A 24,876-nucleotide genomic window follows, 5' to 3' on the forward strand; every position below is an offset into this window, starting at 1 on the left:
GCCGGCGGCGCCGGCGGGCGACTGTTCGGCAACTCCGGATCGGATGGGTTGCACCAGGATCGGGCCGAGACCCCCGGGTGCTTGCAGAATTCGGGGATGCCCCAGGCCGTTACCGCAGCTTCAAGGATCGCAAGAACTATGCGGGGACCAGTTCGATCACCCGGCAATCTGGGAGGATGCGGATCGTCGCGGCCGGCTACATTCACAACGATCGGCTCGTCGACGCTCTCCAGGGACAGGCCTCCTGCGCGATTCTGCACGACCCCGAAGTCCGCAGCTATTACGACCAGCTCCGCGCCTGCGGCACCAAGCACGACGCCGCTCTCCGCCAGGTCGCCAACCGGCTCGTCGGTATCCTCCACGGCTGCCTCAACGCCCGAACCCGATACGACCGGAACACGGCATGGCCCATCGACACACCGCCGCTGCTTGACAATCAACTTCCAGGGATGTCTTGGTTGAAATTGGTGCGCACCATCAATCGGTACATCGCGCGGTCACAACAGTCACATGCGTCGCCGCACCGGGCGACACCCGATGTGCCCGGCTCTTAGCGACAATCGCCTGACCTGCGGTGGTGTTCCCAAGTTGGCGGTGGCCGTTGGGGTTGGGAGGTGGCGTTGACCTGCAAAAACCGAGTTGTCGCGCGTAGGTGGGCAGGGCGACCATCGCCTCCGGCAGAGGCCAGTGTTGCCAATGTGACTAGAGAGTAATACAGACCAGCAGGGGCAGAACCCGGGTCAGACTGAGTTATGTTGCACGCCAACGTAGTTCGGAGTAGCCCGCGATTCGCTGTCGTCGCGTCCAGGTGCACCTGAGCGACCGGCCCGCCATGAAGACAAACTGGTCGCCACCGTGCGACCTGAACCCAACGAAAGCACCTGCACGGGCCGCGGGAGCCGGAAATACATCGAGGTGCGCCAATCCGGCACACATCCTCGACCCGGGCCGGGCGCATCGACATCTTGCGTGAATCGGGCTTCATAGGCAATTCATGATGTGGGGGTTTGGCCGTCGCCGTACGCCGGCAATCTCGACATCGGCAGGTCCTCAAGCGTGCTATTCATCGAAATCGCTTCGGCCCCAGCCGTATCGCCGATGCCGCCAGATTCAGCACGGACCGCTGGGAATGCCCCTGACGGGAGTGGTTTCCTGGCTGGGCATCGCCTGCGGGTAGGGCACCCGGTAGGGAGGGTTCAAGCGAAAAGCCCCCGTTGCGGCTCCGACACCGAGGCCGCATTGCGCGAGCTCTGGCAGCACCCGTCGGGATTGGGTCAGCGTGGGCGGTGACGGGTTGGGTGGGACGGCGAAGTTGAAGGCCGACGTCATATCGCCGGTCACGCTTCGGCGCCATGCGGTGAGGTTGGGCACCGGCACACCGAACCGCTTCTCGATCAATCGAAGTTGTGAGGTGTGGTCGAAGACGTCGTGGACCATCAGCCCGCCGCGGCTGAACGGTGAAATCACCAGGCAGGGAACGCGAAATCCCAGGCCGATCGGTCCCCGGATGCCGCCGGAAGCGGGTACTTTGCCGATGTCGGGCACCGTAAGGTATTCGCCGGCAGTTCCCGGCGGCGCTGTCGGCGGCACGACGTGGTCGAAGAAGCCACCGTTTTCGTCGTAGCTGACAATCAGCGCGGTCTTTTCCCACACCGCCGGGTTGGACAACAAGATCCGCAGCGTGTCCGCGATCACGACGGCGCCACCTGCGTCCGGCATCGCCGGATGTTCGGACACAAGAATGTTGGGAACCAGCCAGGAGACCTGCGGCAGCCTGTTGGCTCTGATGTCGGCGGCGAAGTCCCACGGGTAGCGCGGGACGGCGCCGAAGCGAGCCAGATCCGACCGCGGGTCTGCGGCCTGTTTGAACCATTGCACGATCTCGCGGTAACCCACGTAGGTGTTGATCACGGGCCCTAATGACTTGTCGCTGTACACCTTCCAGCTGATGCCGGCATCGCTGAGGTTCTGCGGCATGATGCGCCAGCTGTAGGCGCCGATCGGCGCGGTATTAGCGGTCTCCACCGATGGTCCACCGTCGGTGCCGGCGGGGTCGATCCAGGCGCTCAGCCAGTACAACCGGTTGGGAGAGGTAGGGCCCAGCACTGAGCAGAAGTAGTGGTCACACACGGTGAATGTATCGGCCAGCAGGTAATGCATCGGGATGTCTTGACGGGTGTGATAGCCCATTGCCGCCGGTGTGTTGGCCGGCGAGCGGGTCCGCGCTTGCGCCGGAGCCAGTTGTCGTTCGCGCCACCGTTCCACGACTGGTGCATCGTGATCCAATCATGGTCGGGGTCGTTGATGCACGCGCCGTTGAGCAAAGGTGCCCTGGTGCTATCGAAGCGGATCCGTCGGTACCAGAAAGTGTTCCGTAGTAGTGATCGAAGGACCTGTTTTCTTGCATCAACAGCACGATGTGCTCGATGTCGGTCAAATGACCCGAGCACGGCCCGGCCCCGTAAGCCTTTTCGATCACCGGCCCGGTTATAGTAACGACATCAGAGAGGCGGCAGTGGTGGCGGCGGCGGCTTTGGCGAAAAACTCCCGGCGCGACATTGTGTCAACCGGGTGTTTGCCCATTACCACGCGTCCTTCCGCACAGTTGGGCGAACTGTATCTTTGCGACGGCGATCTACCGTGACACCTCAACGGGTGTGTCGTGCCGAATGCGCCGGGGCGCTGACGCGGATCCACCAGGGCGCGAGAAGCCGGCGTGCCGCCGAAACCTAATCGGCTGACTTCGCGACGAAAAACCGGGCGGCCTTACGGATGGAATCTTCCACCGGCTCCGGTGTCCAGCCCAGTTCGCGTTCGGCTTTGCTGTGATCCAGCGGCGACATCAGTTCGGCCATGCGCGCGCCGACGTAGGCGAATGGCAGGTCGCGACGCAGCAAGCGGGCGGCTAGATCGTTGAGGCGCGCCGCGGCACGCATGACGGGCATCGGGATCCCGACGCGCGGCGGGCGTATGCCCACTGCGCGGGCCGCGATCTCATGGATTTCCCGGGTGCTCATATAACGATCGGAAATAATGTAACGCTCACCGATGTGGCCGCGATCGGCTGCCAGAAGCATTGCGCGCGAGGCATCTTCGATACCGACGACCTCAGCGGAGAAGCCGAGGTAGAACGGGAACCGCCCGGTGGCGACGCGCGCGATGAGCGAACCATGAGGGGTCGGGGCCCAGTCGCCGGGCCCGTAGGTGGTCGAGATACACATCGCGACCGCCGGTAACCCCTTCTCGCGCACGTACTGCATGACCAGGTTCTCCGCGGCCACCCGGGATTCGATGTAGGCGCCGCCGTCGTTCCAGTTGTGCGGATCGTCCTCGGTGACGGGCCGCTGGTCGTTGATTGCCAATGTGCCGGTGCTGCTGGTGAATAAAAACTTGCGTAGCTGTGCGTCGAGCGCCGCGTCGAGTACCTGCCGCAGGCCTTCGACATTGGTGCGGAACAACGGCGTGGGGTCGCGCAGCCACATCCGGGCATCCACGACGCAGTAGTAGACGACGTCGCAGCCGGCCATGGCTTCTCGCAGCGCGGCGGCGTCGAAGATGTCGCCGTAACAGCGTTCGACTTTGCGAGTCTGCAACAAGTCGTCGATGCCCTTGGTGACACTGGTGCGCCGCACCATGACCCGCACGTCCTGCCCTGCTGCGACGAGTTGGCGGGTGACGTGTGAGCCCAGGAAGCCGCTGGCCCCGATGACTAGTTTGGTTGCTCCGGTCATCGCCGCCTCAGAAGGTGGTGGGCGCGAGCGCGTCACGGCCGTATTTCGTGCCGATCAGAGCCCACGGGTCGGCGTACTGACCTCGGTGCTCAAGCCGTCGTTGCACGTCCAGAAGCGCGCGTATCGCCGGACGGATCACGGGGCCAAGCGCTTTCAACACGGTGCGGCGTCGTCCCATCGAGGCGGCAATCCATGCCAGTGTGTCGGCCCAGTCGTGTTCCTGATAGCCGAGCAGGGCCTGGGATTCGCTGGTGTCGAACCACCCGGTGAAACACCACCCGCGGTCGTCGTCGGGATTGCCGGGCAAGCCGGCCGACGGTCCGAGTCGCCCGATGCCGACCGCCGCCATGACGTCGTCCTGCAGGTCGCTCATCAGGTGTACATAGGTGTCGTTGCCGGCAATCACCAGCACTTTGCCGTCGAGGGCTTCGCGGTGGTCCACGGCGTTGGCGAAGGCCAGCGCGGCATCACGGCCATCCACGGCGTGCATGCGGTTGTCCGTCGGGGTGGCTCGTACCAGCAACAGATAGTCGGCGTCGAGGTTGGCCGAGCCGTCCGGCGAGATGACTCCGCCCAGCCGCAGTAGGGCGTAGGGCAGGCCGCTTTGTCTGACGGCGGCCTCGGCGAGGACCTTGTCCTGGCCGTACTGGTCGATCGGATTCACCGGGGTGGCGGCGGTGATGCGCTCGGGTTGCCGGTGCGGGTTGCGGGATCCGTAGACGGCCGCGCTGGAGGCGAACACGAACAGCGGACGTTCGCTGCAAGACTGCGCTGCTCTCACCAGGTTTCGGGTGCCCTCGACATTCACCTTGCGGGCCAGCCGGGGATCGCGGTAGGAGGGCGGGGACAGGATTGCCGCCAGATGCACGATCGCGGTTGGCCGGTGGCGGGCCACCGCGGCGGCGACCGCGCCGGCGTCGGTGAGGTCGGTGAATTCCGGTACTAGCGTTGGGAATTCGCCGGCCAGTGCCGCCGCGGCAGCCGCCGCACGGTCGCTGCGTACATCCACGGCAACCACGGTGCGGCCGCGGCGCAGCAGGATTTCGGTGCAGCGCTTGCCGATCTGGCCGAACGCGCCGGTGACCAGAACGGTCTGGGGGCTCACCGGCCGAGCCGCCGCGTCAGCGAAGCCGCGGCGTCCCGCAGCCGAGGCGAAATACGCACGGAGAAAAGGGGATTGAAGACATCCTCGCGCAGCCGGGTCAGCGTCGATGACTTGATCAGCCAACTGCCGTCGAGCTTCTCATAGGTTTCGTGGTAGTGACCGCGCCCGTTGAGATTGACACCCGGGCCCAACCGCACCACGTCCTCGAGCGCCCAGATCCCGGTCGCGGTCGTCGGCGACGTCAGCGTGATTTCGGGGGCGTGCACCTGATGCACCGTGGGTTGCGACGGCTTGCCCAGGGCGCGGCGCACGTAGGACACGAACTCGTCGGCGCCGCGGATCACCGTTCCGCCCGACTGCGAGGTGTCGCTGACGAAATCGTCGGTGAACAACTGCCGCCAGTCATCCCAGCGCTTGGTGTCCAGGTATCGGCAGTATCGGGCCTTGAGCTGTTTGATCGCCTCGATCTCCCACAGTGTCGTTGCGGTGGCGGACATCGCAGCTCCTCATGCACCTCATAGCCCGTTTGCGAGATTACTGCTTCCATATCAGAGAATGCTATTCTCGCATAACAGCGACGACAGGAGGCGGCTCGGATGCTGTTGGAGTTCGATGCTGATCAGCGCCTGTGGCAGGACACCGTCCGCGATGTCGTCGCCAAGCAGTGCCCGGCGTCGCTGGTGCGTGCCGTGGCCGAGGACGGCGTCGACACGAGCCCGCTATGGAAGGTGTATGTCGACCTCGGCTGGACGGAGCTCAACGACCCGGCGGCAGCGGTGGAGCTGGCGATCGTGTTGGAGGAGCTGGGGCATGCCACCGATCCCACCCCCTTCCTGGCGACGATGAGTCAGTTCGCGCCGCTGGCCATGGACCACTTCGACCCGCACCAGTCGGGCACCGCCGTGTACAGCGGGGTGACCGCGCGCCGGGACGCCGATGGATGGGTGCTCGACGGTACCGCACGCCACGTTCTCGACGGCGATCGCGCCGACCGATTGGCGGTGGTCACTGACGCCGGGGTGTTCGTCGTGGACGCCCATCAGGTCTCGGCCCGTCGCGAATCCGTGTTCGACCCGGTGCTGCACGTCGCCGACCTGACCTTCGATCGGATTCGGGTACCCGACGCTGTCCGGGTAACCGTCGATCGGGAACGCGCACGCCACGTTGCGCTGACCGGCATGGCGATCACGATGGTCGGCGCCTGCCAGCGCATCCTGGATCTGGTGCTCGAGCATGTGCGCAGCCGTCACCAATTCGGGGTACCGATCGGGTCGTTCCAGGCGGTGCAGCACAAGGCCGCCGACATGCACGTCGCGGTGCAACGGGCCCGGGCGCTGGCCTACTTCGCGGCGCTGACCATTGCCGCCGACAACCCGCGGCGGCGGCTGGCCGCCGCCATGGCCAAGGCCAGCGCGGGGGAGTGCCAGTCGCTGGTGTTCCGGCACGGCTTACAGCTGCACGGCGCAATGGGATTCACCTGGGAGAACGATCTGCAATTCGCGCTCAAGCGGGCCAAGGCCGGTGAGCTGATGCTCGGCGGCGCCGCCGAGCATCGGGCCCAGATCGCGCAGGAGTACCGTGCAGCTGACTTTTGACCCCGACGTCGAGGCGTTCCGGGCGGAGTTCGCGGCCTTCCTCGACGAAAACCTGCCTCCGGCAAGCGAAACCCTCGAGCGACCGCGGTCGGTCTCGCACCTGCCGGCCTGGGCACGCCGCTGGCAGCGGTTGCTGTTCGACAACGGCTGGCTGCTGCCCGGCCAGCCGCCGGAGTTCGGCGGGCGCAACGCGACGGTGGTTCAGCAGTTCGTCCACCTCGAGGAACTATGCCGCCGGCGGATCTATCACAGTTTCAACCCCCAAGGCGTGAATATCGTTGCCGCGTCGCTGTTGTCGTTCGGCACCGACGAGCAGAAACACCGCTGGGCGGTGCCGATCCTGCGCGCCGAGATCACCGCGTCGCTGGGGATGAGCGAGCCCAGCGCCGGGTCCGACCTGGCGTCGCTGCGCACCCGGGCGGTGCTAGACGGCGACCACTTCGTGGTCAACGGGCAGAAGGTGTGGACCTCCGGGGCACACGACGCCGACGTGCTGCTGACGTTCGTGCGCACCGACCCAGATGCGCCAAAACACAAGGGCATCAGCGCATTACTCATCCCGACCGACACCGCGGGTGTGGTGCGCCGGCCGTTCCCGTCCATCTGCTCGGCCGACGACCTGGACTTCAACGAGGTGTTCTTCACCGATGTGCTGGTGCCGGCGGAAAACCTGGTGGGTCCGCTCAACCAGGGCTGGCGGGTGGCCAATGGTTCCCTCGGGCACGAGCGCACCATGATGTGGCTGGGTTTCGCCGATCGGCTGGACAATCTGCTGGCCGACTTTCATCCCAGCACGGAACTCGAACGCGACCGGTACGCCACCATGGTGATGGACAAACAGGCGCTGCGCCTGTTGGGTTCGGTGGCGCTGGCCCGCGCCGCCCGCGGCGAGGACGACACCGCCGCCATCTCGGTGCTCAAGCTGCTGGGTTCGGAGGCAGAACTGCAAGCGTGCGAGCATGCGCTGTCAGCCGCCGGCTCCGACGGACTGGTACACCCCGCGCTGACCGGACCGTATGCGCCGATGAACCTTGACCACTATTTCGCCAGCTGGTTCGAGCGTTACGCCCGCAGCTTTTCCGGCACCATCGCCGGAGGCACGTCGGAAATCCAGCGCAACATCATCGCCCGGCGAGTGCTGGGCTTACCCCGAGGCTGAGTTCTCTTGGCGAGCAGACACACAATCGCATGAGTTCTGGCGCTGCGATGCGATTCTGCGACTGCTCGCCGGGTCGCCGCGGCAGTGGCTCACCGAATGTCCGCAGCCTCTTTACGTTCGGTGACCGGTCTGGCGAGTTCCTGCTCCACGCAGATGCGTTGCAGCTTGTCGAGAGTTTCCTCAAGGCCCGCACCTACCTTGGGTCCGGGCGTGAAACTGGCCGGTAGCTTGCGCATCCCCTGGATGACCCCGATGGTCTCGTAGTAGACGGTGCCCGCGGGGTCGCAACGGTAGTCCGGCATCCGGTCGAGGACCGCGGTCAGCATGGATTTGAACACGGTGCGCGCCACGTTGGATCCGATGCAACGGTGCACACCGATGCCGAAGCTGAAGTGCCGGTTCCCTTTACGATCAAGGATGACCTTGTCCGGGTCGGGGAACACCGCGGGGTCGCGGTTGGCCATCGCCCACGAAATCCACAGCCGCTCACCCTCTTTGAAATGCAGCCCGTCCAGCTCCACGTCGTCGGCGAATGTCCGGCCGTCGCCGGGCGCAGGGGTGAAGTAGCGCAGAAATTCCTCGGTCGCGGAGTCGAGCAGGGTTTCGCGTCCCCTGCTGAGCAGCTCACGCTGTTCAGGGCTTTCCGAAAGCCATTCCAGCGCATGGGCGGTCAGCGCCGTCGTGGTGTCGAAGCCGCCGCCGATCAGCAATCCGAGATTGCCCAGGATTTCCAGATCGGGAGCGGGCTTGCCGTCGATCCGCATCGAGAGCAGGGCGTTGACCACGCCCGGCCGGGGATTGTTGCGGATCTCGACCATGTTGTTGACCAGGTCGAGCCCCATCTGCCGGTGCATCTCGGTAACCCGCTGGATGTCCGGCGAGTGCTCCGGGGTATATACCGCGGCGTGGGTCGGCTCGCTGTACATCTTCCAGTTCTGCAGCGGAATACCCATGAGCGCCAAGGTCAGAACGGCGGGCACGACGTTGGCCAGATCGTCGACGAAGTCGATGCTGCCGTGCTCGATCCTCTCGTCGAGGCAGGCGCGGGTCACGTCGTCGACGAACGGCGCCCAGCGCTTGACGGCGGCCGGCGACAAATACGGGTTGAGCACGTTGCGGTAACTGCGGTGCTCGGGGTCGTCCATCTCCAGGATGCCGCCGCGCACGCCGTTGATCCGGCTGGCCGTCGGAATCGAAATGCCCTTGTAGTCACGGCGTTCGTGGTTGACATCGTGATCGTTGGAGACCGCGGGGCAGCGGGCGAGCTCGAACACTTCGTGGCTGCCGGCGGCGACCCAGTGCCCGCCGTAGGTGTCGCTCCACGCCATCGGGCACGTGGCGTGCATCTCCTCGGTGATCGCCTTGAACCGCGACCGGTACTCCGCGGAGTGCCGGTCGAAGTGGTACCGATGCTTGCTGCGGTCACTGACGCTCAACCCGCTGTCTCCCTTGACCCGTCTTACCCGTCGGTGATGACGATGGCCTGCTCCGGGCATGATTGCGCGGCTTCACGCACCCGGTCCTGCTGGTCGGCCGGTACCACTTCGCTGACCGCCGACGAGGTGCCGTCGATGTCGCTGAGCCGGAAGGAGTCCGGGGCGATCATGGCGCACAAGGTATGGCCCTGGCAGCGATCGGGATCGACCCAGACCTTCACGACGTCCTCCTTCCCGGTTCAGGTGTTGCGGCCGCCGTTGACACCCAGAATCTGGCCCGTGATGTAGCCGGCTTCCTCGGACACCAGAAAGGCGCAGGCCGCCGCGATGTCTTCGGGCCTACCCATCCGGCGCACCGGCGTGCGCGCGATGTTCTCTTCGATGTCGCCGAGGAACCCTTGCTCGGCGGCCTTGCGCAGCATCGGGGTGTCGACGAATCCCGGTGGCACGGCGTTGACGGTGATGCCGCTGGGCCCGTACTCGAGTGCCAGGGACTTGGTGAGCCCGTTGACCGCGGATTTGGCCGCCACGTAGTGCGCCATATAGGGGGTGCCGGAATGTGTGCTCGACGACGAGATGTTGACGATCCGTCCCCACCCGGCCTCGACCATGTCGGGCAGCACCGCCTGAATGGTGTGAAACACGCCGTTGAGGTTGACGTCGATCACCCGCTGCCAGTCCTCGAAGGTGATGTTGGTGAACCGCTTGAAGCCGTCCAGGCCCGCGGCGTTGACCAGGATGGTGACCGGCCCGAGTCGGTCACGGATCGCCGAGAGTGCGGCATCGACCTGCGGGCGGTCCGTCACGTCGGCGGTGTAGGCAAGCTCGGCATCGCTGGGCCTGAGGTCGATGGTGGCTACATCGATGCCGTCGGATCGCAGCCGACGGGCGACCGCCAGCCCGATGCCGGAGGCGCCGCCGGTGACGACGGCGGTCTTCATGCCCGCAACCTCTCAATCATAAAGAATCTACCTTACAATTATGAGAACCCTACTCTCGCTGTCGAGCGGCCCGCAAGCCGACGCCGAAACCGCGTCCTGCCTGCGCCGAATGCTGCAATCGGGATAGCGCTGAGCAATTGTTTAGCACCCCGGCAAGTCGGTCCGATGTCGGGGCATCCTTGAACTCTCATGCGGCGAATGTAAGATTCGCAAAGGATGAGAATGAAATTACCGTGACCGTCAGCATACCGAGGGGGCCGCAATGCCGACGCAGCAGACGGCGGGAACCATCGCGGAGGCGCGGACAGCCGGCGGGGGAGCCGGCGCCCCGAGTCAGTCACCGGCCGACCGGCGGCTATTGATCGACGGCCGGCTGCTCACCACCGACACCACCTTTGCCTCCATCAATCCCGCCACGGGCGCGGTTGTCGGTCATGCGCCCGACGCCGGCGTTGCGGAAGCCCGGGCAGCGGTCGCGGCGGCCCGCCATGCCTTCGACACCACCACCTGGTCAACCGACGTCGAGTTGCGGACGCGCTGTCTCGACCAACTCCATCAGGCATTGCTCGACCATGCCGAGGAGTTGCGCGAGCTCACGATCGCCGAGGTCGGCGCCACCCGCGCCCTGACCCACGGAGCGCAGCTCGACGAGCCGATCGGCATCGTGCGCTATTACGCCGACCTGCTGCGCCGCTACCAGTTCACCGAAGACCTCGGCGACAAAGAATCGCGTGGCATGCGCCATCACCGCTGGGTGGAAAAGGAAGCCGCCGGGGTGGTCGCGGCGATCATCGCCTACAACTACCCCAACCAGCTCGCACTGGCCAAGCTGGCCCCGGCGCTGGCCGCCGGCTGCACCGTCGTGCTCAAGGGCGCGCCGGACACCCCCCTGGTCACGCTGGCACTCGGCGAGCTGATCGCCGGGCACACCGATATCCCGGCCGGCGTGGTGAATGTGCTGAGTTCCTCGGACGCCGCCGTTGGAGAGGTGTTGACCACCAGTCCCGATGTCGACGTGGTCAGCTTCACCGGGTCAACGGCGGTCGGCCGACGGATCATGGCGGCGGCCAGTGGGACGGTCAAGCGGGTGTTCCTGGAATTGGGCGGCAAGTCCGCGGTGATCATGCTCGACGACGCCGACTTCGCCGGCGCGGCCATGTTCGCGGCGTTCAGCATGGTCACCCACGCGGGGCAGGGGTGCGCTTTGACGTCGCGGCTATTGGTGCCCCGACAGCATCATGACGAGATCGTCGCACTGATTGCGCAGAACTTCGCCAAGGTGCGCCACGGCGACCCGGCCGACCCGAAAACGTACCTGGGTCCGCTGATCAGCGAACGCCAGCGGGACAAGGTCGACGGCATGGTCCAGCGCGCCATCGCCGCTGGCGCGACCCTGGTCACCGGAGGCAAGCGCCTGGGCCCCGGCTATTTCTATGCGCCCACCCTGCTCACCAACGTCGACCCGGACAGCGAGATCGCCCAGGAGGAGGTGTTCGGTCCGGTGCTCGTCGTGATCGGATTCGATGACGATGATCACGCCGTCCGGATCGCCAACAACTCGATCTACGGTTTGGCCGGTGCGGTCTTCAGCCGCGACCAGGATCGCGCGCTGGCGGTGGCCCGCCGGATCCGCGCCGGATCGTTTTCCATCAACGGCGGCAACTACTTCGGCGCGGACACCCCGTTCGGCGGCTTCAAGCAGTCCGGGGTCGGTCGCGAGATGGGGGTCGCCGGCCTGGAAGAGTTCTTGGAACGCAAGACTTTTGCCGTTCCGGTCGGACCGGGGCAGGGGGCCCGCGGATGAACCCCCTCGAAGGCATCCGCGTCCTGGAAGTCGCCATGTACGGGTTCGTCCCGTCGGCCGGCGCGGTGCTCGCCGAATGGGGAGCCGACGTAGTCAAAGTGGAGCACGCGGTGACCGGCGACCCGCAGCGCGGCCTGCGGCAGACCGGCATGCTGCGGGTGGAGGGCGACCCCAACCCCAACATCGAGCACGCCAACCGTGGCAAACGCAGCATCGGCCTGGACATGTCGGTGCCCGAGGGCAAAGAAGTGCTCTACGAATTGGCCCGCCGCTCCGACGTATTCCTGACCAGCTTCCTGCCCGACGCACGACAGAAGTTCGGCATCGACGTCGACGACATCCGGGCGGTGAACCCGTCGATCATCTACGCCCGCGGCAGCGCGCTCGGCCCGCGCGGCGACGAAGCGACCAAAGGCGGCTACGACATGACCGCATTCTGGTGCCGGGCCGGAACCGCCGCCACCATCACTCCGATGGGCTACGCGGGCATGATCAACCCGCCCGGGCCGGCCTATGGCGACACCATCTCGGGCACCAACCTCGCCGGTGGCATCGCGGCCGCGTTGCTCAAACGGGAGCGCACCGGGGAACCGTCCGTCGTGGACGTGTCGTTGCTGGGCAGCGGATTCTGGTCGCTGGGCCACACCGTGGCGCTGACAAGGCATTTGGGTCAGCCAATGCAGGCGCCGCCACCCGGTGTGCACGGCGCGCCCAACAACCCTTTGGTGGGGCTGTATACGACATCCGATGGCCGTTACATCTCGTTGGTGATGATGCAGCCCACCAAGTTCTGGGCCGACGTGTGCCGGCACATCGACCGGCCCGAATTGGCCGACGATCCGCGCTTCGCGACCGTCGAGAGCATCGCCGCCAATACCGCAGATGCCGTCGAGATCTTGACCAAAGTGATCGCAACACGCACGCTTGCCGAGTGGAGCGAACGCTTTGCGACGCTCGCGGGACCATGGGCGCCGGTGCAGGACACCCTGCAAGCGGCCGACGACGCGCAAATCCGGGCGAACGAATATCTGGTGCGGGCGGGCCAACTTGAGCTGGTCGCCAACCCGGTGCAGTTCGATGTCACTGCGCCCCATACCGGGCCGGCGCCCGGATTCGCCGAGCAGACCGACGAGATCTTGTTGGAACTCGGTCTGGACTGGGATCGCATCATCGAACTCAAAACGGCCGGCGCCGTCACCTGAGACCCACATGAGACCCGATCCCGTGATGCGCAATGCCCCCGTTGTCGAAACCCTCGCAGCCGGTCTGCTTCGCCGGATAACGGTTACGGGTTTCCGGTTACACCCGGGCGCAGCATGAGCCATAATCGCCAAGGCTGCAAGACGTGGGGGCCGGCATTGCTTGCAAGTGCCAGCTCACGCGACGGAACGGAGGATTGGCGTGGGGGCGGTAGCCGCTCTGCACGACGAACCTTTGCCCTCTGGGGGCAACCGATGATCGTCGCTGCCCGAGTCGGCTTGGCGCGCAGCATAATCGGCCACATGACTGGCCGGATAGCGCCGGAAGGGTGTTGGGCCGATGGCGAGTAGGGGGGCGGATCGCTGGTCGCCGGGCATCACGTTTGGGCGCGGGTCTAAACCCATGCAGGCGGTCGGGGGGCTGTTCGCGATGTCGGCGGATGCCATCAAGTTCGTGTTCCGGCGGCCCTTCCAGTGGCGGGAGTTCCTGGAGCAGTCGTGGTTCGTCGCGCGCGTCTCGATGGCGCCGACGCTGCTGGTGGCCATCCCGTTCACCGTCCTGGTCAGCTTCACCCTCAACATTCTGCTGCGGGAACTGGGCGCGGCCGATTTGTCCGGTGCCGGGGCCGCTTTCGGTGCGGTCACCCAAGTCGGTCCGCTGGTGACCGTGTTGATCGTCGCCGGCGCCGGCGCGACGGCGATGTGCGCCGACCTCGGTTCGCGAACGATCCGTGAGGAGATCGACGCGATGGAGGTACTGGGTATCAACCCGGTGCAGCGCTTGGTGACCCCACGCATGCTTGCCTCGGGGTTGGTGGCTTTGTTGTTGAACAGTCTCGTCGTCATCATCGGCATCCTGGGCGGCTACGTCTTTTCGGTGTTCGTCCAAGACGTCAACCCCGGCGCGTTCGCCGCCGGCATCACCTTGTTGACCGGGGTGCCCGAGGTGATCATTTCCTGTGTCAAGGCAGCACTTTTCGGCCTGATTGCCGGTCTGGTCGCGTGCTACCGGGGGCTGACGGTATCCGGCGGGGGCGCCAAGGCCGTCGGAAACGCCGTCAACGAGACCGTGGTGTACGCATTCATGTCGTTGTTCGTCGTGAACGTGGTTGTCACCGCTATCGGCATCCGCATGTCAACCAAATAACGCACGGGGGAGGCCTAGGGACACGCTGTGACACTGCGAGCAGCCTATCCGCGACTGACGCGACAACTCCAGAAACCGGTCGGCACGTTGAGCCGCATCGGCGATCACACGTTGTTCTACGGCAAGGCGCTGGCCGGCGCTCCGTTCGCAGCCACTCACTACCGGCGGGAAATCATTCGTCTCGTCGCCGAAATCAGCATGGGTGCAGGGACTTTGGCGATGATCGGCGGGACCCTGGTGATCGTCGGCTTCTTGACGCTGGCCGCCGGAGGCACGCTCGCGGTCCAGGGCTACAGCTCGCTGGGCAACATCGGCATCGAAGCGCTGACCGGATTCCTGGCCGCCTTCATCAACGTTCGCATTTCGGCGCCGGTAGTGGCGGGGATCGGGCTGGCCGCCACCTTCGGCGCGGGCGTGACCGCGCAGCTGGGCGCCATGCGGATCAACGAAGAGATCGACGCGCTGGAATCGATGGCTATCCGGCCGATTTCATATCTGGTCAGTACCAGGATCGTCGCCGGGATGCTCGCGATCACCCCGCTGTATTCCATCGCCGTCATCCTGTCCTTCCTCGCCAGCCAATTCGTCACCGTGGTGCTGTTCGGCCAATCCGGCGGCCTCTATCAGCACTACTTCACGACATTCCTGAATCCGATCGACCTGTTGTGGTCGTTTCTGCAGGCGGTGCTGATGGCACTGACCATCTTGTTGATCCATACCTATTTCGGTTATTTCGCCTCGGGCGGACCGGCCGGTGTCGGGGTCGCGACCGGTAATGCGGTACGCACCTCGCTGGTCGTGGTCGTCTCGGTGACACTGCTGGTGTCGCTGTCCATCTACGGCTCCAACGGCAACTTCCACTTGTCGGGCTAGGGGAACAGTGACAAGCCACCTCGGGCCGGGTCCCATTCACCGATCGGAAACCGCCAGCGCCGCAAGGCCTGTCGCGGCGTCACCCGGCCGGCACTTCGGCGTGCGGTCCTACGTCCGCCCCGTGGCGGGTTTGGCAACCGTCGTCGTGGTCGCCGGCATCGCCGCCGTCGCGGTGGGCTTGTTCCAGGGCTCTTTCACCGACAGCGTGCCGGTGACCGTGGTTTCGCCGCGAGCCGGCCTGGTGATGAACCCCGACGCCAAGGTGAAGATGCGCGGGGTAGAGGTCGGCAAGGTCGCCTCGATCGAATCCCGGCCGGACGGCAAAGCGGTGCTGCACCTGGCCATGCAACCGTCGCAAATGCATCTCATCCCGTCCAACGTTCTTGTCGACATCGCGTCGACGACCGTCTTCGGCGCGAAGTTCGTCGAGCTGGTGCCGCCCGAAAATCCGTCGCCGCGGCCGCTACGCGGCGGTGACGTGCTCCAAGGCCAACACGTCACCGTCGAAATCAACACGGTATTCCAGCAACTCACCTCCGTGCTGAACTCCATCGATCCCGCCAAACTGAACGAGACCCTCGGTGCCATCGCTTCGGCGGTGAACGGCCGCGGCCACGAGATCGGCCAGATGCTGTCCGATCTCGATCACTTCCTGGCCACCCAGGACCCGAGTCTTCCCGCGCTTCGCCATGACCTCGAGACGCTGCCCGCGGTGAGCAATGCCTATGCCGACGCCTCCCAAGACCTTGTCACCACGGCCGACAACGCCATCCGGATCAGCAAGACGATTGTCGACGAGCAACGAAACCTGGACGCCTTCTTGATCAGCTCGATCGGTCTGGCCGATATGGGCAACGAAGTGATAGGCGGCAACCGGCAAGCGCTCACCGATGTCCTGCATCTACTGGTGCCAACCACGAATCTGACCAACGAATATCACCAGGCGCTGTACTGCGGTCTGGCCGGGTCGTTGGTGAATTTGCACGCGCCGCCGCTACCCACCCCCGGGGTGTTGGTGTTGGTCGGTTTCGAGTGGGGCGCCGAACGATATCGCTATCCGGCCAACTTGCCGAAGGTGGCCGCGACCGGTGGCCCGCAGTGCTGGGAGCTTCCGGTGGTGCCCTTCGACGTGGCGCCGCCGTTCGTGGTCGCCGACGTCGGCGCCAACCCCTGGCAGTACGGAAACCCGCATCTGCTGCTGAATTCGGATGCCCTCAAACAGCTGCTGTACGGGCCGCTCGACGGGCCGCCGCGCAACACCATGCAGATCGGGCAGCCCGGATGAGCAGCTCACGCCCGATGATCATCAAGTTCGGCATCTTCGCCGTGATCATGGCGGTGCTGACGGTGTTCTTGTTCTTCATTTTCGGTCAGTACCGCACCGGTTCGACGAATGGCTATTCCGCTGTCTTCAACGATGTCTCGCGACTCAAGGCCGGACAGACGGTACGCGTGGCGGGCATCCGGGTGGGCACCGTCAACAGCGTCACGCTCCTGCCCGACAAAAGGGTGCGGGTGAAGTTCGACGCCGATCGCAGCGTCGTGCTCACCACCGGCACCCGGGCCGTCGTCCGCTACCTCAACCTGGTCGGCGACCGCTATCTCGAACTCGTCGACGGTCCCGGATCCACCAAGGTGCTGCCCGCCGGCGGCGAGATTCCGCTGGACCGGACGGCGCCCGCGCTGGACCTCGATCTGCTGCTGGGTGGCCTGAAACCGGTTATCCAGGGCCTGAATCCGCAAGACGTCAACGCGCTCACCGCGTCGCTGGTACAGGTGTTCCAGGGCGAGGGCGGCACGCTGCAGTCGTTGCTGTCGAAAACGTCGTCGTTCTCCAATACGTTGGCCGACAACAACGCAACCGTCCAGCAATTGATCGACAACCTCAACACGGTGGTCGCCACGTTGGACAAGGACGGCGACAAGTTCTCCACCGCGTTGGATCGCCTGCAGCGGCTCGTCACCGCGTTCTCCGACGATCGCGACACGATCGGCAGCGCGATCGACGCCCTGGACCGGGGAACCGCATCGATCGCGGATCTGCTCACCCGGGCCCGGCCACCGCTGGCCGGCACGGTGGATCAGCTCAACCGGTTGGCGCCGCTGCTTGACGAGGACAAGGACAAGATCGACGTTTCGTTGGCGAAGCTGCCCAACAACTACCGCAAGCTGGTACGGCTGGGCTCCTACGGCGCCTGGATTCCGTACTACCTCTGCGAGCTGAGCCTTCGGGTCTCCGACCTGCAGTATCGGACCGTGGTATCGCCCATCTACCGCCAAGAAGGCGGGCGGTGCGCGGAGCCCGATGAGGGAGACCGATGAACAAGTACCGCGGCGCCGGTCTGGTTCGGGCCGGATTCATCGGCACCGTGCTGGTGATCATGGTCATCGCGGTCGGACTCTCGCCCGAGCAGCTGATTCAGCGGGCCACCGCCGTCAGGTACCAGGCGGTGTTCTCCGAAGCCGGTGGCCTGGCACAGGGCAACGACGTGACGATATCGGGGATGAAGGTCGGCTCGGTCTCGGATGTGGCCTTGCACAACGGCGACGCCGTGGTGACGTTCAACATCAAGGGCTCGGTGCTCCTCGGGTCGGACACCACCGCACACATCAGGACGGGTTCGCTGCTGGGCCAGCGGGTGCTCACCCTGGAATCGGCGGGCAGCGGCAAGCTGCATCCCACGGACGTGATACCGATTTCACGCACGTCCTCGCCGTACTCGCTCAGCGAAGCCCTCAGTGATCTCACCACCGATGTCGCCGGCACCAATACCGATACGCTCAACCAGTCGCTGGACACGCTCTCTACAACGCTTGACCAGATCGCCCCGCAGTTGGGTCCGGCCTTCGACGGGGTGACCCGGCTGTCGCAAACCCTCAACGGCCGCAACAAGTCACTGCGCGACCTCTTACAAGGCGCCGCCGATGTCACCAAGATCCTTTCGCAACGCAGCGCGCAGGTGAACACGCTGATCCTTGACGCCAACAGCCTGCTGTCCGTTCTGGTGGCCCGCCGCCAGGAGATTGTGCAACTGCTGGCCAACACCTCCGCGGTGGCCAAGCAGCTGACCGGATTGGTGCACGACAACGAAAGCGAGTTGGCGCCGACGTTGACGAGGCTGAATTCGGTGATCGCGATGCTGGAGAAGAACCGCGACAATCTCTCGCAGGCGCTGCCCGGGCTGGCCAAGTATCAGCTCACCCAGGGCGAGGCCATTTCCAACGGGTTCTACTACACCGCGTTCGTCCCGAACTTCTTGGTAATGGAGATCTTTCAGCCGTTCTTCGACTATTTCTTCGGTTTCCGGGCCTACGGGGCGCCCGGCCAGCCACCGGACACCGCCGGTCCGCGAGCACTGATCCCCTTCCCCTCCAACGCCATTCCGCCGTGCCCCGACTGCCGGGTGCCCGGACTTCCGCCCTTCCCCGGAGGGTCGTGATGATCACCCGCACCATGCTTCGGGCCGGACTGGCGATCATGTTGGCAGCGCTGGTCGTCGTCGGCGCCGCCGTGGCCGTGCGCAATACGTTCTTCCGCCCGAAGACGATCACCGCCAATTTCACCAAGACCACCGCGATCTACCCGGGCGACGACGTGCGGGTCTCGGGCATCAAGGTCGGCACGATCACCGCCATCCATCCGGAGGGGACCACCGCCAAGATGGTCATGCACGTCGATCACGACGTCCCCATTCCGGCGGACGCCAAGGCGGTGATCGTCGCCCAAAATCTGGTCGCCGCCCGCTATGTCCAACTCGCCCCGGCCTACCGGTCCAGCGGTCCCACCATGCCCGACGGTGCGGTGATACCGCGCGAGCGGACCGCGATACCCGTCGAGTGGGACGAGGTCAAAGACCAATTAATGCGGCTGGCAACGGAATTGGGCCCCAACAGCAAGGTCTCGACGCCCTCGGTGGCGCGCTTCATCGACAGCGCCGCCAACGCGCTGGGCGGCAATGGCGACAAGCTTCGGCAGACCCTGGCCGAACTGTCCGGGGTGGGGCGGATTTTGGCCGACGGCAGCGGCAACATCGTCGACATCATCAAGAATCTGCAGACCTTCATCAAGGTGCTTCGCGACAGCAACCAGCAACTCGTGGTGTTCAACAACCAGCTGGCCACGCTCACCAGCGTGCTCGACGACAACAAATCCGATTTGGACGCCGCGCTCACCGATTTGGCCGGCGCCGTCGGTGAGGTGCAACGGTTTATCGCGCAAACCCGTGATCCGACCTCGGAGCAGATCGCGCGGTTGGCCGACCTGACCCAGATCCTGGTCGACAACAAGATGGCTCTCAAGAACATCCTGCATGTCACGCCGAACGCACTCGCCAACGCCTACAACGACTACGAACCCGACATGGGGGCAATCCGCGGGGCGTTCACGGTCAACAACACGGCCAATTCGGTGAACCTGTACTGCTCGCAACTCGGAGCCATCGAGAACGTCACCGCCGTCGAATCCGGCAAGCTTTGCGGCCTGTACCTCAGCCCGGCACTGCGAGTGTTCAACCCGCTATTGCTCTTCAACTGGAACTACCTCCCTATTCCGATCAACCCGATCCTGGCGTCGTCGGCGGACCCGCAAAACATCGTCTACACCGAGCCGCGGCTAGCGCCCGGCGGCGAGGGCCCCAAGCCCGGACCGCCCGAGCTGCCGCCGGCGGTGTCCGCCTACACCGGACTGCCCGGCGATACGCCGGACTATCCGCCGCCGCCGGGGCCGCCGGCACGGATACCGGGTGCGGCGATGCCGGAACCGCCGGCGCCCACCCGCCCGGGCGAGTCACCGGCTCCGATACCCGGCCTGCTCCCAGCCGAAGGAACGCAGCCGTGACCGCCCGGGTGGTGGCCCGCCGCCTGCTGGTCCTGGGCGCGGCCGTGATGCTGAGTGTGACCGGGTGCGCATTCAACGGCCTCAACTCGCTGCCGCTGCCCGGTGCGGTGGGACGTGGCTCCGGCGCTGACATCTACCACGTCGAGATCGCCAATGTCGGTACTATGGAGTCGAATTCGCCGGTGATGGTCAACGACGTCGTCGTCGGCAGCATCGGCAGGATGAGGGTGACCGGCTGGCACGCCGACGTCGAGATCTCGGTGAAGCACGGTCTGGTGATACCCGCCAACGTGATTGCCCGCGTCGGTCAGACCAGTCTGCTGGGATCCATGCACCTGGAGCTCAATCCGCCGCCCGGAAAACAGGGCGAAGGCAAGTTGCAACCGGCGGCCGAATGCGTCCGGCTGCACCTCGCCCAGCCGCCCTGCGCCACCGTCCCGCTGGACAAATCATCGACGTACCCGTCGACGGAACAGACGTTGTCGTCGTTGTCGGTCGTCATCAACTCGGGCGGCTTCACCCAAATCGGCGACATCGTGCACAATTTCAACGCGGCCTTGTCCGGGCGGGCAGCCGATGTTCGCGACCTGATCGATCGCCTCGACCGGTTCGTGGGAACGCTCGACCAACAGCGTGGCAACATCGTCGCGTCGATCCAGGCGCTCAACCGGCTTGCCGGCACGTTCGCCAGCCAGCGCGACATCATCACCCAGGCGCTCTACAAGGTGCCGCCCGCCCTGGACGTCCTGATCCGCGAGCGGCCGCGGATCACGGCCGCACTGGACAAGCTTCGGGTGTTCAGCGACACTGCCACCAGACTGGTCAACGATGCCGGCAGCGATCTGGTCACCAACCTGAAAAACCTCGAGCCGACCATCAGTGCGCTCGCCGACGTCGGGCCGGAACTCGACGCCGCCCTCGCCTACGCGCCGACGTACCCGTTCACCCAGAACCTCATCGACCGAGCCATCCGGGGTGACTTCGTCAACGGGTTTTTCGTCCTCGACCTGACGAACGCCCGGCTGCGCAAGGGGCTGTTGCTGGGCACCCACTGGGGACGGTTGGGCGCGGAGCTGGTGCCGGCGCCGGGGGACCCCGAGTACCTGCAGTACCAGTACACGCCCGACCCGCGCAATCCATCGGCTCCGGGACCGGTGGCGCCGCCGGTCGGTGCGCCGTTGACGCCGACGGCGGCGCCGGGGCCCGCAACACCGGTACCGCTGCCGCTACCGCCGCCGGGCGCGCCGCCGCCGGTGCCGCCGCCGCCGCGGCCGCAGCTCGGACCCGCGACGCCCGAGTTCGGTCCGCAGGTGCCGGGCACGCCGCCGACCGCGACCCAGCCGCCGGATGGGGGCTCATAGATGCTGACCCGCTTCGTTCGTGTCCAGCTGGCGATCTTCACGATCGTGGGCATCGTCGGTGTGGTCGTGATGGTGTTGATGTACATCCAGGCGCCGACGCTGCTCGGCATCGGGCGGATAACGGTCACCCTGGAAGTGCCCGCGGCCGGTGGCCTCTACCGCTTCAGCAACGTGACCTACCGCGGGGTGCAGGTCGGCAAGGTGACCGCGGTGGGGCTGACGTCGCACTGCAGCGACCCCAAACGCAGTCCGTGCACGAATGCGACGCTGTCGCTTGGTTCTTCACCCAAGATCCCGGCGGACCTGCAAGCCGATGTGCGCAGCATCTCAGCGGTCGGCGAACAGTACGTGGATCTGCGGCCGCGCACCAACTCGCCGCCCTATCTGCACAACGGATCGGTGATCCCGATGAGCCAGGCCACCATTCCGCAGCCGATCGGGCCGGTGCTCGATCAGACCAGTGCGTTGATCGACAGCATCCCCAAGGGCAAGCTCGTCGAATTGCTCGACGAGGCATTCAAGGGATTCAACGGGGCGGGCTACGATTTCGGATCGTTGTTCGACTCGGCGGCAAAGGTTTCCGGTGACCTCAACGGTGTCGGCGACCGGGCCCGCACCCTCACCGAGGACACCGGGCCGGTTCTGGACTCGCAAGCGCAAACCACCGACGCGATCCGGCTGTGGGCGCGCAGCCTTGCCGGCGTCTCCGGTCAACTGGTGACTAACGACCCGCAGGTCCGCACCCTGCTGGAGCAAGGACCCGGCGCACTTGACGAGGCGTCTCGACTGCTCGAGCAGATCAAGCCGACGCTGCCGGTGCTACTGGCCAACCTGACCACCGTCGGCCAGATCGCGGTGACTTACCACGCGTCACTCGAGCAGGTACTGGTGTTGCTGCCGCCGTTCGTTGCCGCGATTCAATCGTTCGTCGGCACCAAGAACCCGACGGGCTACGCCCAGGGTGACTTCGCGGCTCTGGTCGACGATCCGCCCGGCTGCACTGTCGGGTTCCTGCCGCCGAGCCAATGGCGCTCGCCTGCCGACACCACGACCATCGATACGCCGAACGGGCTGTACTGCAAGCTGCCGCAGGACTCGCCGATCTCGGTTCGCGGTGCCCGAAACTACCCCTGCATCGAGCACCCGGGCAAGCGCGCCCCAACAGTCGAAATCTGTGACAGCGACCAGCCTTTCGAGCCACTGGCGATGCGCCAGCACGTCTTCGGCACCTACCCGCTGGATCCGAATCTGCTCGCGCAGGGCATCCCGCCCGATGACCGGGTCAACTTCTACCGCGACCGGATTTTCGGACCGGTGGAGGGCACCCCGTTGCCACCGGGATCGCCCGGGCCGCGGGGAACGCCGCCGGGACCGCCGAACTCGCCGGTGCCGCTGGGGCAACCGCCGATACCGCCGGGATCGTCGGTACCGCCGCCGGCCAGCTTGCAACCGCCGGCACCGGTGGACCTTACGCCCGTCGCACCGATGGACGTTCCGGACGGCGGGCCCCCGGCCCCGGTCGGCGGGCCGCAAGCCGCACCAAGTGCCTTCGGCCGCAGCGGTTCTCGAGTGAGCTCGGGTTTGGCGGTGGCGCAGTACGACCCCCGCACCGGCCGCTACGTCGGTCCGGACGGTCAGCTGTATCGGCACTCAGATCTGGTCAACGCACCCAAAACTTGGAAGGACATGCTCTTGGCGGCGTGATTCGGGCGTCCCGGTCAGATCTTGTCGAGCCGGAACGGCATCAGCACGACGAGCCACTTGTTGGTTCCGCATGCGCCGCTGGGCCCGACGGTCTGGTCCTTGCCGGCATATGTCGACGAGCCGGACTGGACGGTGCCGTCCGGCCCCGCGGGGTAGAAGGTGAACGTTTGTACGCCGGTGAACGAGGTGCCGTCGGGGCACGTTTCCCAGTTCGGCACCTCGTGCTTGACGGTCCACATCACCCCGTCGTGCATGTAAAGCGGTGCGCTCCAACCCTGGTCGCTGGTGACGTGGCCGGAGCAGTCTTGAGCCGTGCTACAGCTGGACGACACCGTCCACGTGCTACTGACGGTCGGTTCGTCGTGAAAAGATTGATTCGTCTTGGCCCATTCACCGACGGATGTGGCGCGGTAGGTTCCGTTGATGGCGAGACCGTCGGTGGAGGCCCGGGCCGGCGGTGCGGTGCTCGAGCCGCCAATCACCGTGGCAGCCACCAGTATTGCGCTTGCGACAGTGCCCATTGACCGCATCACGTGCTCCTCGACGCGCTAGCGCCACTTCCCACTGAGACAGTAACACCGGCGCCGCCGAGTGGGCGAGGGCTTTACCGCGAAGCGCGCGGCCGTCACAGCGAGTCGAGCTTGGCAATGAGCCAGGATCCGTTGACCTTCGTCAGCGTTACCCGAACGCTACTGGTGGTTTTCACCGGGTCGGGTTTGTCCCTGCTGGTGGTCTTCAGACTGATAAACACAAGTACGACAGCTGAATCCGGATGCAACTCCGCCGCGGCGGCTCGAATGACGCGGGCGTTGGTCGTGATTTGGCCCCGCTGAGCCGCCGGCGCCACGATCTGCTCGGTGAAGCGTTCGTAGTAGGTCTGATAGTCGCCGGTGAGACGCGATCTCGCGTTGTCGAAATCCCGGCTCAGGCTGTCGGGCGAGTACGACAGGAGCGCCACCGTGCCCTCGGAAGCCGCTCTGATCGCGTCGCGTGCCGCCGCGTCGTCGGTCTGTTGATCCGGACGGTAGCCGAAGTAGAAGAATCCGGCGGCGAAGCCCGTCGTGGCAATGACCAACAGCCCTAACAGAATTGGACGCCACCACATCAGGCATCGGCGGATCCGACGGCCTGCCGGGCTCACGGCAGCGCCTCGACCTTCGCCACTTTGAGCTGTCCGCCGTCTCGTTGCACCGTCATGACGATCCGCCAGGACCGCGGCGGCAGTTTGGCCTGGTCCGGATTGGCCTCGGGATTAGCGACCTCGGCTTTGGCCGCCACCAGGACCACCGCGGAATCGTCGGTCATCGACTGGACGGCGACGCCTTGCACGGTCACCTTGGTGCTGACCCTGGACTGCTCGACCGACTGGACCAGGTCGTCGGCAGCGATCAGCATCCCGCCTTTGAACGCGCCGGTGGTGCTGTCGATGATGCGTTGTACATCCTGTCTGGCCTTGGTGGCGTCGATCGACATCAGGATGATGGCGCCCTGCCGCGCCGCGGCCGCGAACTCGGCGGCGCGCTGCTGTTGGTGCGCGACATTGCGGTGGTGCCATATCAGAAAGCCGCTCGCGCCCAGTGACCCGCAGCTGATGACGGCCGCGGCTATTGCGGCCAGGCCCGTGCGTGCCGGACGCCGAAGCCGCCGCGGCCGCACGCGGAATCGGCGCCGTGCCTTAGCGACTGCGTCGTCGACGGTTGCGTCCCCAGCCTCGGTGCCAGCCGTTGGCTGCCGGTCGCCGGCTATCGCGTCGGCCCTTTCGCTCAGCCGTCTCGCGCGTTCCCGGGCCGCGCGTGCCCTCGCTTCGGCCAGGGCGACGGCTTCTGCTGGCTGGGTTAGCGATTCGCCGTCGCGGCCGTCGGCATCGAGGGCCTCAGATGGACGCTCACCCGACGGCATCGTCACCTTCCTGACCACGCGCTGAGGGAGAGCAACATTATCTATCACCGATCACAAGGTCCTGGCCCCGCCCCGAATGGGTTGA

The 24,876-nt window shown here is 65.6% G+C and carries 22 protein-coding genes and 1 pseudogene; 13 read left to right on the forward strand and 10 right to left on the reverse strand.

What is annotated here, in order from left to right; translation table 11 throughout:
- Positions 1-176 precede the first annotated feature (176 nt).
- Complete coding sequence (locus tag CDN38_RS29575) at positions 177-554, forward strand: hypothetical protein (protein WP_075512058.1); 378 nt, start codon at positions 177-179, stop codon at positions 552-554.
- A gap of 556 nt (positions 555-1,110) precedes the next feature.
- Here the strand turns inward: CDN38_RS29575 and CDN38_RS18175 are convergent.
- The 4 genes and pseudogenes from CDN38_RS18175 to CDN38_RS18190 all read right to left on the reverse strand — a co-directional run bounded on the left by CDN38_RS18175 (position 1,111) and on the right by CDN38_RS18190 (position 5,333).
- Positions 1,111-2,583 (reverse strand): annotated as a pseudogene (locus CDN38_RS18175) (phospholipase C).
- Between the two features lie 146 nt (positions 2,584-2,729).
- A complete protein-coding gene (locus CDN38_RS18180) occupies positions 2,730-3,731 on the reverse strand; it encodes an NAD-dependent epimerase/dehydratase family protein (protein ID WP_075512059.1) in 1,002 nt (333 codons plus the stop codon).
- Positions 3,732-3,738: 7 nt separating this feature from the next.
- The gene (locus CDN38_RS18185) at positions 3,739-4,836 is read right to left on the reverse strand and encodes an NAD-dependent epimerase/dehydratase family protein (protein WP_075512060.1); all 1,098 of its coding nucleotides are present in this window, start codon (positions 4,834-4,836) and stop codon (positions 3,739-3,741) included.
- A complete protein-coding gene (locus tag CDN38_RS18190) occupies positions 4,833-5,333 on the reverse strand; it encodes a nuclear transport factor 2 family protein (RefSeq protein WP_075512061.1) in 501 nt (166 codons plus the stop codon). Before CDN38_RS18190 ends, CDN38_RS18185 begins: the two co-directional genes overlap by 4 nt.
- Positions 5,334-5,432: 99 nt before the next feature.
- Here CDN38_RS18190 and CDN38_RS18195 point away from each other — a divergent pair, with 99 nt between their 5' ends.
- Positions 5,433-6,431 (forward strand): acyl-CoA dehydrogenase family protein, encoded by a 999-nt coding sequence (locus CDN38_RS18195; protein WP_075512062.1) that lies wholly within the window; start codon positions 5,433-5,435, stop codon positions 6,429-6,431.
- Complete coding sequence (locus tag CDN38_RS18200) at positions 6,415-7,590, forward strand: acyl-CoA dehydrogenase family protein (RefSeq protein WP_075512063.1); 1,176 nt, start codon at positions 6,415-6,417, stop codon at positions 7,588-7,590. Before CDN38_RS18195 ends, CDN38_RS18200 begins: the two co-directional genes overlap by 17 nt.
- Before the next feature lie 89 nt (positions 7,591-7,679).
- Here the strand turns inward: CDN38_RS18200 and CDN38_RS18205 are convergent, their stop codons facing one another.
- From CDN38_RS18205 to CDN38_RS18215, 3 genes are read right to left on the reverse strand one after another with little or no spacing between them, the layout of a single operon-like run.
- Positions 7,680-9,086 carry a cytochrome P450 gene (locus tag CDN38_RS18205; RefSeq protein ID WP_075512064.1) on the reverse strand — a complete coding sequence of 469 codons (1,407 nt, stop codon included), beginning with the start codon at positions 9,084-9,086 and terminating at the stop codon, positions 7,680-7,682.
- Positions 9,050-9,247: a ferredoxin gene (locus CDN38_RS18210; RefSeq protein ID WP_075512065.1), complete on the reverse strand. Its 198-nt coding sequence runs from the start codon at positions 9,245-9,247 to the stop codon at positions 9,050-9,052. Before CDN38_RS18210 ends, CDN38_RS18205 begins: the two co-directional genes overlap by 37 nt.
- Before the next feature lie 18 nt (positions 9,248-9,265).
- Positions 9,266-9,967, reverse strand: a complete 702-nt coding sequence (locus tag CDN38_RS18215) for an SDR family NAD(P)-dependent oxidoreductase (protein WP_036414695.1) — start codon at positions 9,965-9,967, stop codon at positions 9,266-9,268.
- 262 nt (positions 9,968-10,229) lie between these two features.
- Between CDN38_RS18215 and CDN38_RS18220 the strand changes: the two genes are divergently transcribed.
- The 10 genes from CDN38_RS18220 (at position 10,230) to CDN38_RS18265 (ending at position 22,892) form a co-directional block, all read left to right on the forward strand.
- The gene (locus CDN38_RS18220; RefSeq protein WP_075512066.1) at positions 10,230-11,771 is read left to right on the forward strand and encodes an aldehyde dehydrogenase family protein; all 1,542 of its coding nucleotides are present in this window, start codon (positions 10,230-10,232) and stop codon (positions 11,769-11,771) included.
- A complete protein-coding gene (locus tag CDN38_RS18225; protein ID WP_036414699.1) occupies positions 11,768-12,973 on the forward strand; it encodes a CaiB/BaiF CoA transferase family protein in 1,206 nt (401 codons plus the stop codon). Before CDN38_RS18220 ends, CDN38_RS18225 begins: the two co-directional genes overlap by 4 nt.
- 337 nt (positions 12,974-13,310) lie before the next feature.
- Entirely contained in the window at positions 13,311-14,117 is an 807-nt protein-coding gene (locus CDN38_RS18230; RefSeq protein WP_036414701.1) for an MlaE family ABC transporter permease, read from the forward strand.
- 27 nt (positions 14,118-14,144) lie between these two features.
- Positions 14,145-14,990: an ABC transporter permease gene (locus CDN38_RS18235; RefSeq protein ID WP_036414703.1), complete on the forward strand. Its 846-nt coding sequence runs from the start codon at positions 14,145-14,147 to the stop codon at positions 14,988-14,990.
- 7 nt (positions 14,991-14,997) lie between these two features.
- Positions 14,998-16,275 (forward strand): MCE family protein, encoded by a 1,278-nt coding sequence (locus tag CDN38_RS18240; protein WP_082277272.1) that lies wholly within the window; start codon positions 14,998-15,000, stop codon positions 16,273-16,275.
- Positions 16,272-17,312, forward strand: coding sequence for an MCE family protein (locus tag CDN38_RS18245; RefSeq protein WP_075512067.1), 1,041 nt, complete (start codon positions 16,272-16,274; stop codon positions 17,310-17,312). Before CDN38_RS18240 ends, CDN38_RS18245 begins: the two co-directional genes overlap by 4 nt.
- A complete protein-coding gene (locus tag CDN38_RS18250; RefSeq protein ID WP_075512068.1) occupies positions 17,309-18,430 on the forward strand; it encodes an MCE family protein in 1,122 nt (373 codons plus the stop codon). The genes CDN38_RS18245 and CDN38_RS18250 overlap by 4 nt, the downstream gene beginning before the upstream one ends.
- Positions 18,430-19,827: an MCE family protein gene (locus CDN38_RS18255; protein ID WP_082277273.1), complete on the forward strand. Its 1,398-nt coding sequence runs from the start codon at positions 18,430-18,432 to the stop codon at positions 19,825-19,827. The genes CDN38_RS18250 and CDN38_RS18255 overlap by 1 nt, the downstream gene beginning before the upstream one ends.
- Positions 19,824-21,188 (forward strand): MCE family protein, encoded by a 1,365-nt coding sequence (locus CDN38_RS18260; RefSeq protein WP_082277274.1) that lies wholly within the window; start codon positions 19,824-19,826, stop codon positions 21,186-21,188. Before CDN38_RS18255 ends, CDN38_RS18260 begins: the two co-directional genes overlap by 4 nt.
- Positions 21,189-22,892, forward strand: a complete 1,704-nt coding sequence (locus CDN38_RS18265; protein WP_075512069.1) for an MCE family protein — start codon at positions 21,189-21,191, stop codon at positions 22,890-22,892.
- A gap of 14 nt (positions 22,893-22,906) precedes the next feature.
- Here the strand turns inward: CDN38_RS18265 and CDN38_RS18270 are convergent, their stop codons facing one another.
- The 3 genes from CDN38_RS18270 to CDN38_RS18280 all read right to left on the reverse strand — a co-directional run bounded on the left by CDN38_RS18270 (position 22,907) and on the right by CDN38_RS18280 (position 24,791).
- Positions 22,907-23,422, reverse strand: a complete 516-nt coding sequence (locus tag CDN38_RS18270) for an Rv2253/PknI dimerization domain-containing protein (protein ID WP_075512070.1) — start codon at positions 23,420-23,422, stop codon at positions 22,907-22,909.
- A 95-nt stretch (positions 23,423-23,517) separates the two neighbouring features.
- Positions 23,518-23,997: a twin-arginine translocation pathway signal gene (locus CDN38_RS18275; protein ID WP_082277275.1), complete on the reverse strand. Its 480-nt coding sequence runs from the start codon at positions 23,995-23,997 to the stop codon at positions 23,518-23,520.
- Positions 23,998-24,029: 32 nt separating this feature from the next.
- Positions 24,030-24,791 carry an Rv1363c family protein gene (locus CDN38_RS18280; protein ID WP_075512143.1) on the reverse strand — a complete coding sequence of 254 codons (762 nt, stop codon included), beginning with the start codon at positions 24,789-24,791 and terminating at the stop codon, positions 24,030-24,032.
- Positions 24,792-24,876 lie beyond the last annotated feature (85 nt).

It is taken from the genome of Mycobacterium ostraviense (genome assembly GCF_002705925.1).
In the GTDB taxonomy this organism is placed as follows: domain Bacteria; phylum Actinomycetota; class Actinomycetes; order Mycobacteriales; family Mycobacteriaceae; genus Mycobacterium; species Mycobacterium ostraviense.

Bases quoted from the DNA above. Each gene is read 5' to 3' on its own strand.
- CDN38_RS29575 (WP_075512058.1), top strand. From the start codon at position 177: ATGCGGATCGTCGCGGCCGGCTACATTCACAACGATCGGCTCGTCGAC.
- CDN38_RS18180 (WP_075512059.1), bottom strand. From the start codon at position 3,731: ATGACCGGAGCAACCAAACTAGTCATCGGGGCCAGCGGCTTCCTGGGC.
- CDN38_RS18190 (WP_075512061.1), bottom strand. From the start codon at position 5,333: ATGTCCGCCACCGCAACGACACTGTGGGAGATCGAGGCGATCAAACAG.
- CDN38_RS18195 (WP_075512062.1), top strand. From the start codon at position 5,433: ATGCTGTTGGAGTTCGATGCTGATCAGCGCCTGTGGCAGGACACCGTC.
- CDN38_RS18205 (WP_075512064.1), bottom strand. From the start codon at position 9,086: ATGCCCGGAGCAGGCCATCGTCATCACCGACGGGTAAGACGGGTCAAG.
- CDN38_RS18215 (WP_036414695.1), bottom strand. From the start codon at position 9,967: ATGAAGACCGCCGTCGTCACCGGCGGCGCCTCCGGCATCGGGCTGGCG.
- CDN38_RS18220 (WP_075512066.1), top strand. From the start codon at position 10,230: ATGCCGACGCAGCAGACGGCGGGAACCATCGCGGAGGCGCGGACAGCC.
- CDN38_RS18225 (WP_036414699.1), top strand. From the start codon at position 11,768: ATGAACCCCCTCGAAGGCATCCGCGTCCTGGAAGTCGCCATGTACGGG.
- CDN38_RS18230 (WP_036414701.1), top strand. From the start codon at position 13,311: ATGGCGAGTAGGGGGGCGGATCGCTGGTCGCCGGGCATCACGTTTGGG.
- CDN38_RS18245 (WP_075512067.1), top strand. From the start codon at position 16,272: ATGAGCAGCTCACGCCCGATGATCATCAAGTTCGGCATCTTCGCCGTG.
- CDN38_RS18250 (WP_075512068.1), top strand. From the start codon at position 17,309: ATGAACAAGTACCGCGGCGCCGGTCTGGTTCGGGCCGGATTCATCGGC.
- CDN38_RS18255 (WP_082277273.1), top strand. From the start codon at position 18,430: ATGATCACCCGCACCATGCTTCGGGCCGGACTGGCGATCATGTTGGCA.
- CDN38_RS18265 (WP_075512069.1), top strand. From the start codon at position 21,189: ATGCTGACCCGCTTCGTTCGTGTCCAGCTGGCGATCTTCACGATCGTG.
- CDN38_RS18270 (WP_075512070.1), bottom strand. From the start codon at position 23,422: ATGCGGTCAATGGGCACTGTCGCAAGCGCAATACTGGTGGCTGCCACG.
- CDN38_RS18275 (WP_082277275.1), bottom strand. From the start codon at position 23,997: ATGTGGTGGCGTCCAATTCTGTTAGGGCTGTTGGTCATTGCCACGACG.
- CDN38_RS18280 (WP_075512143.1), bottom strand. From the start codon at position 24,791: ATGCCGTCGGGTGAGCGTCCATCTGAGGCCCTCGATGCCGACGGCCGC.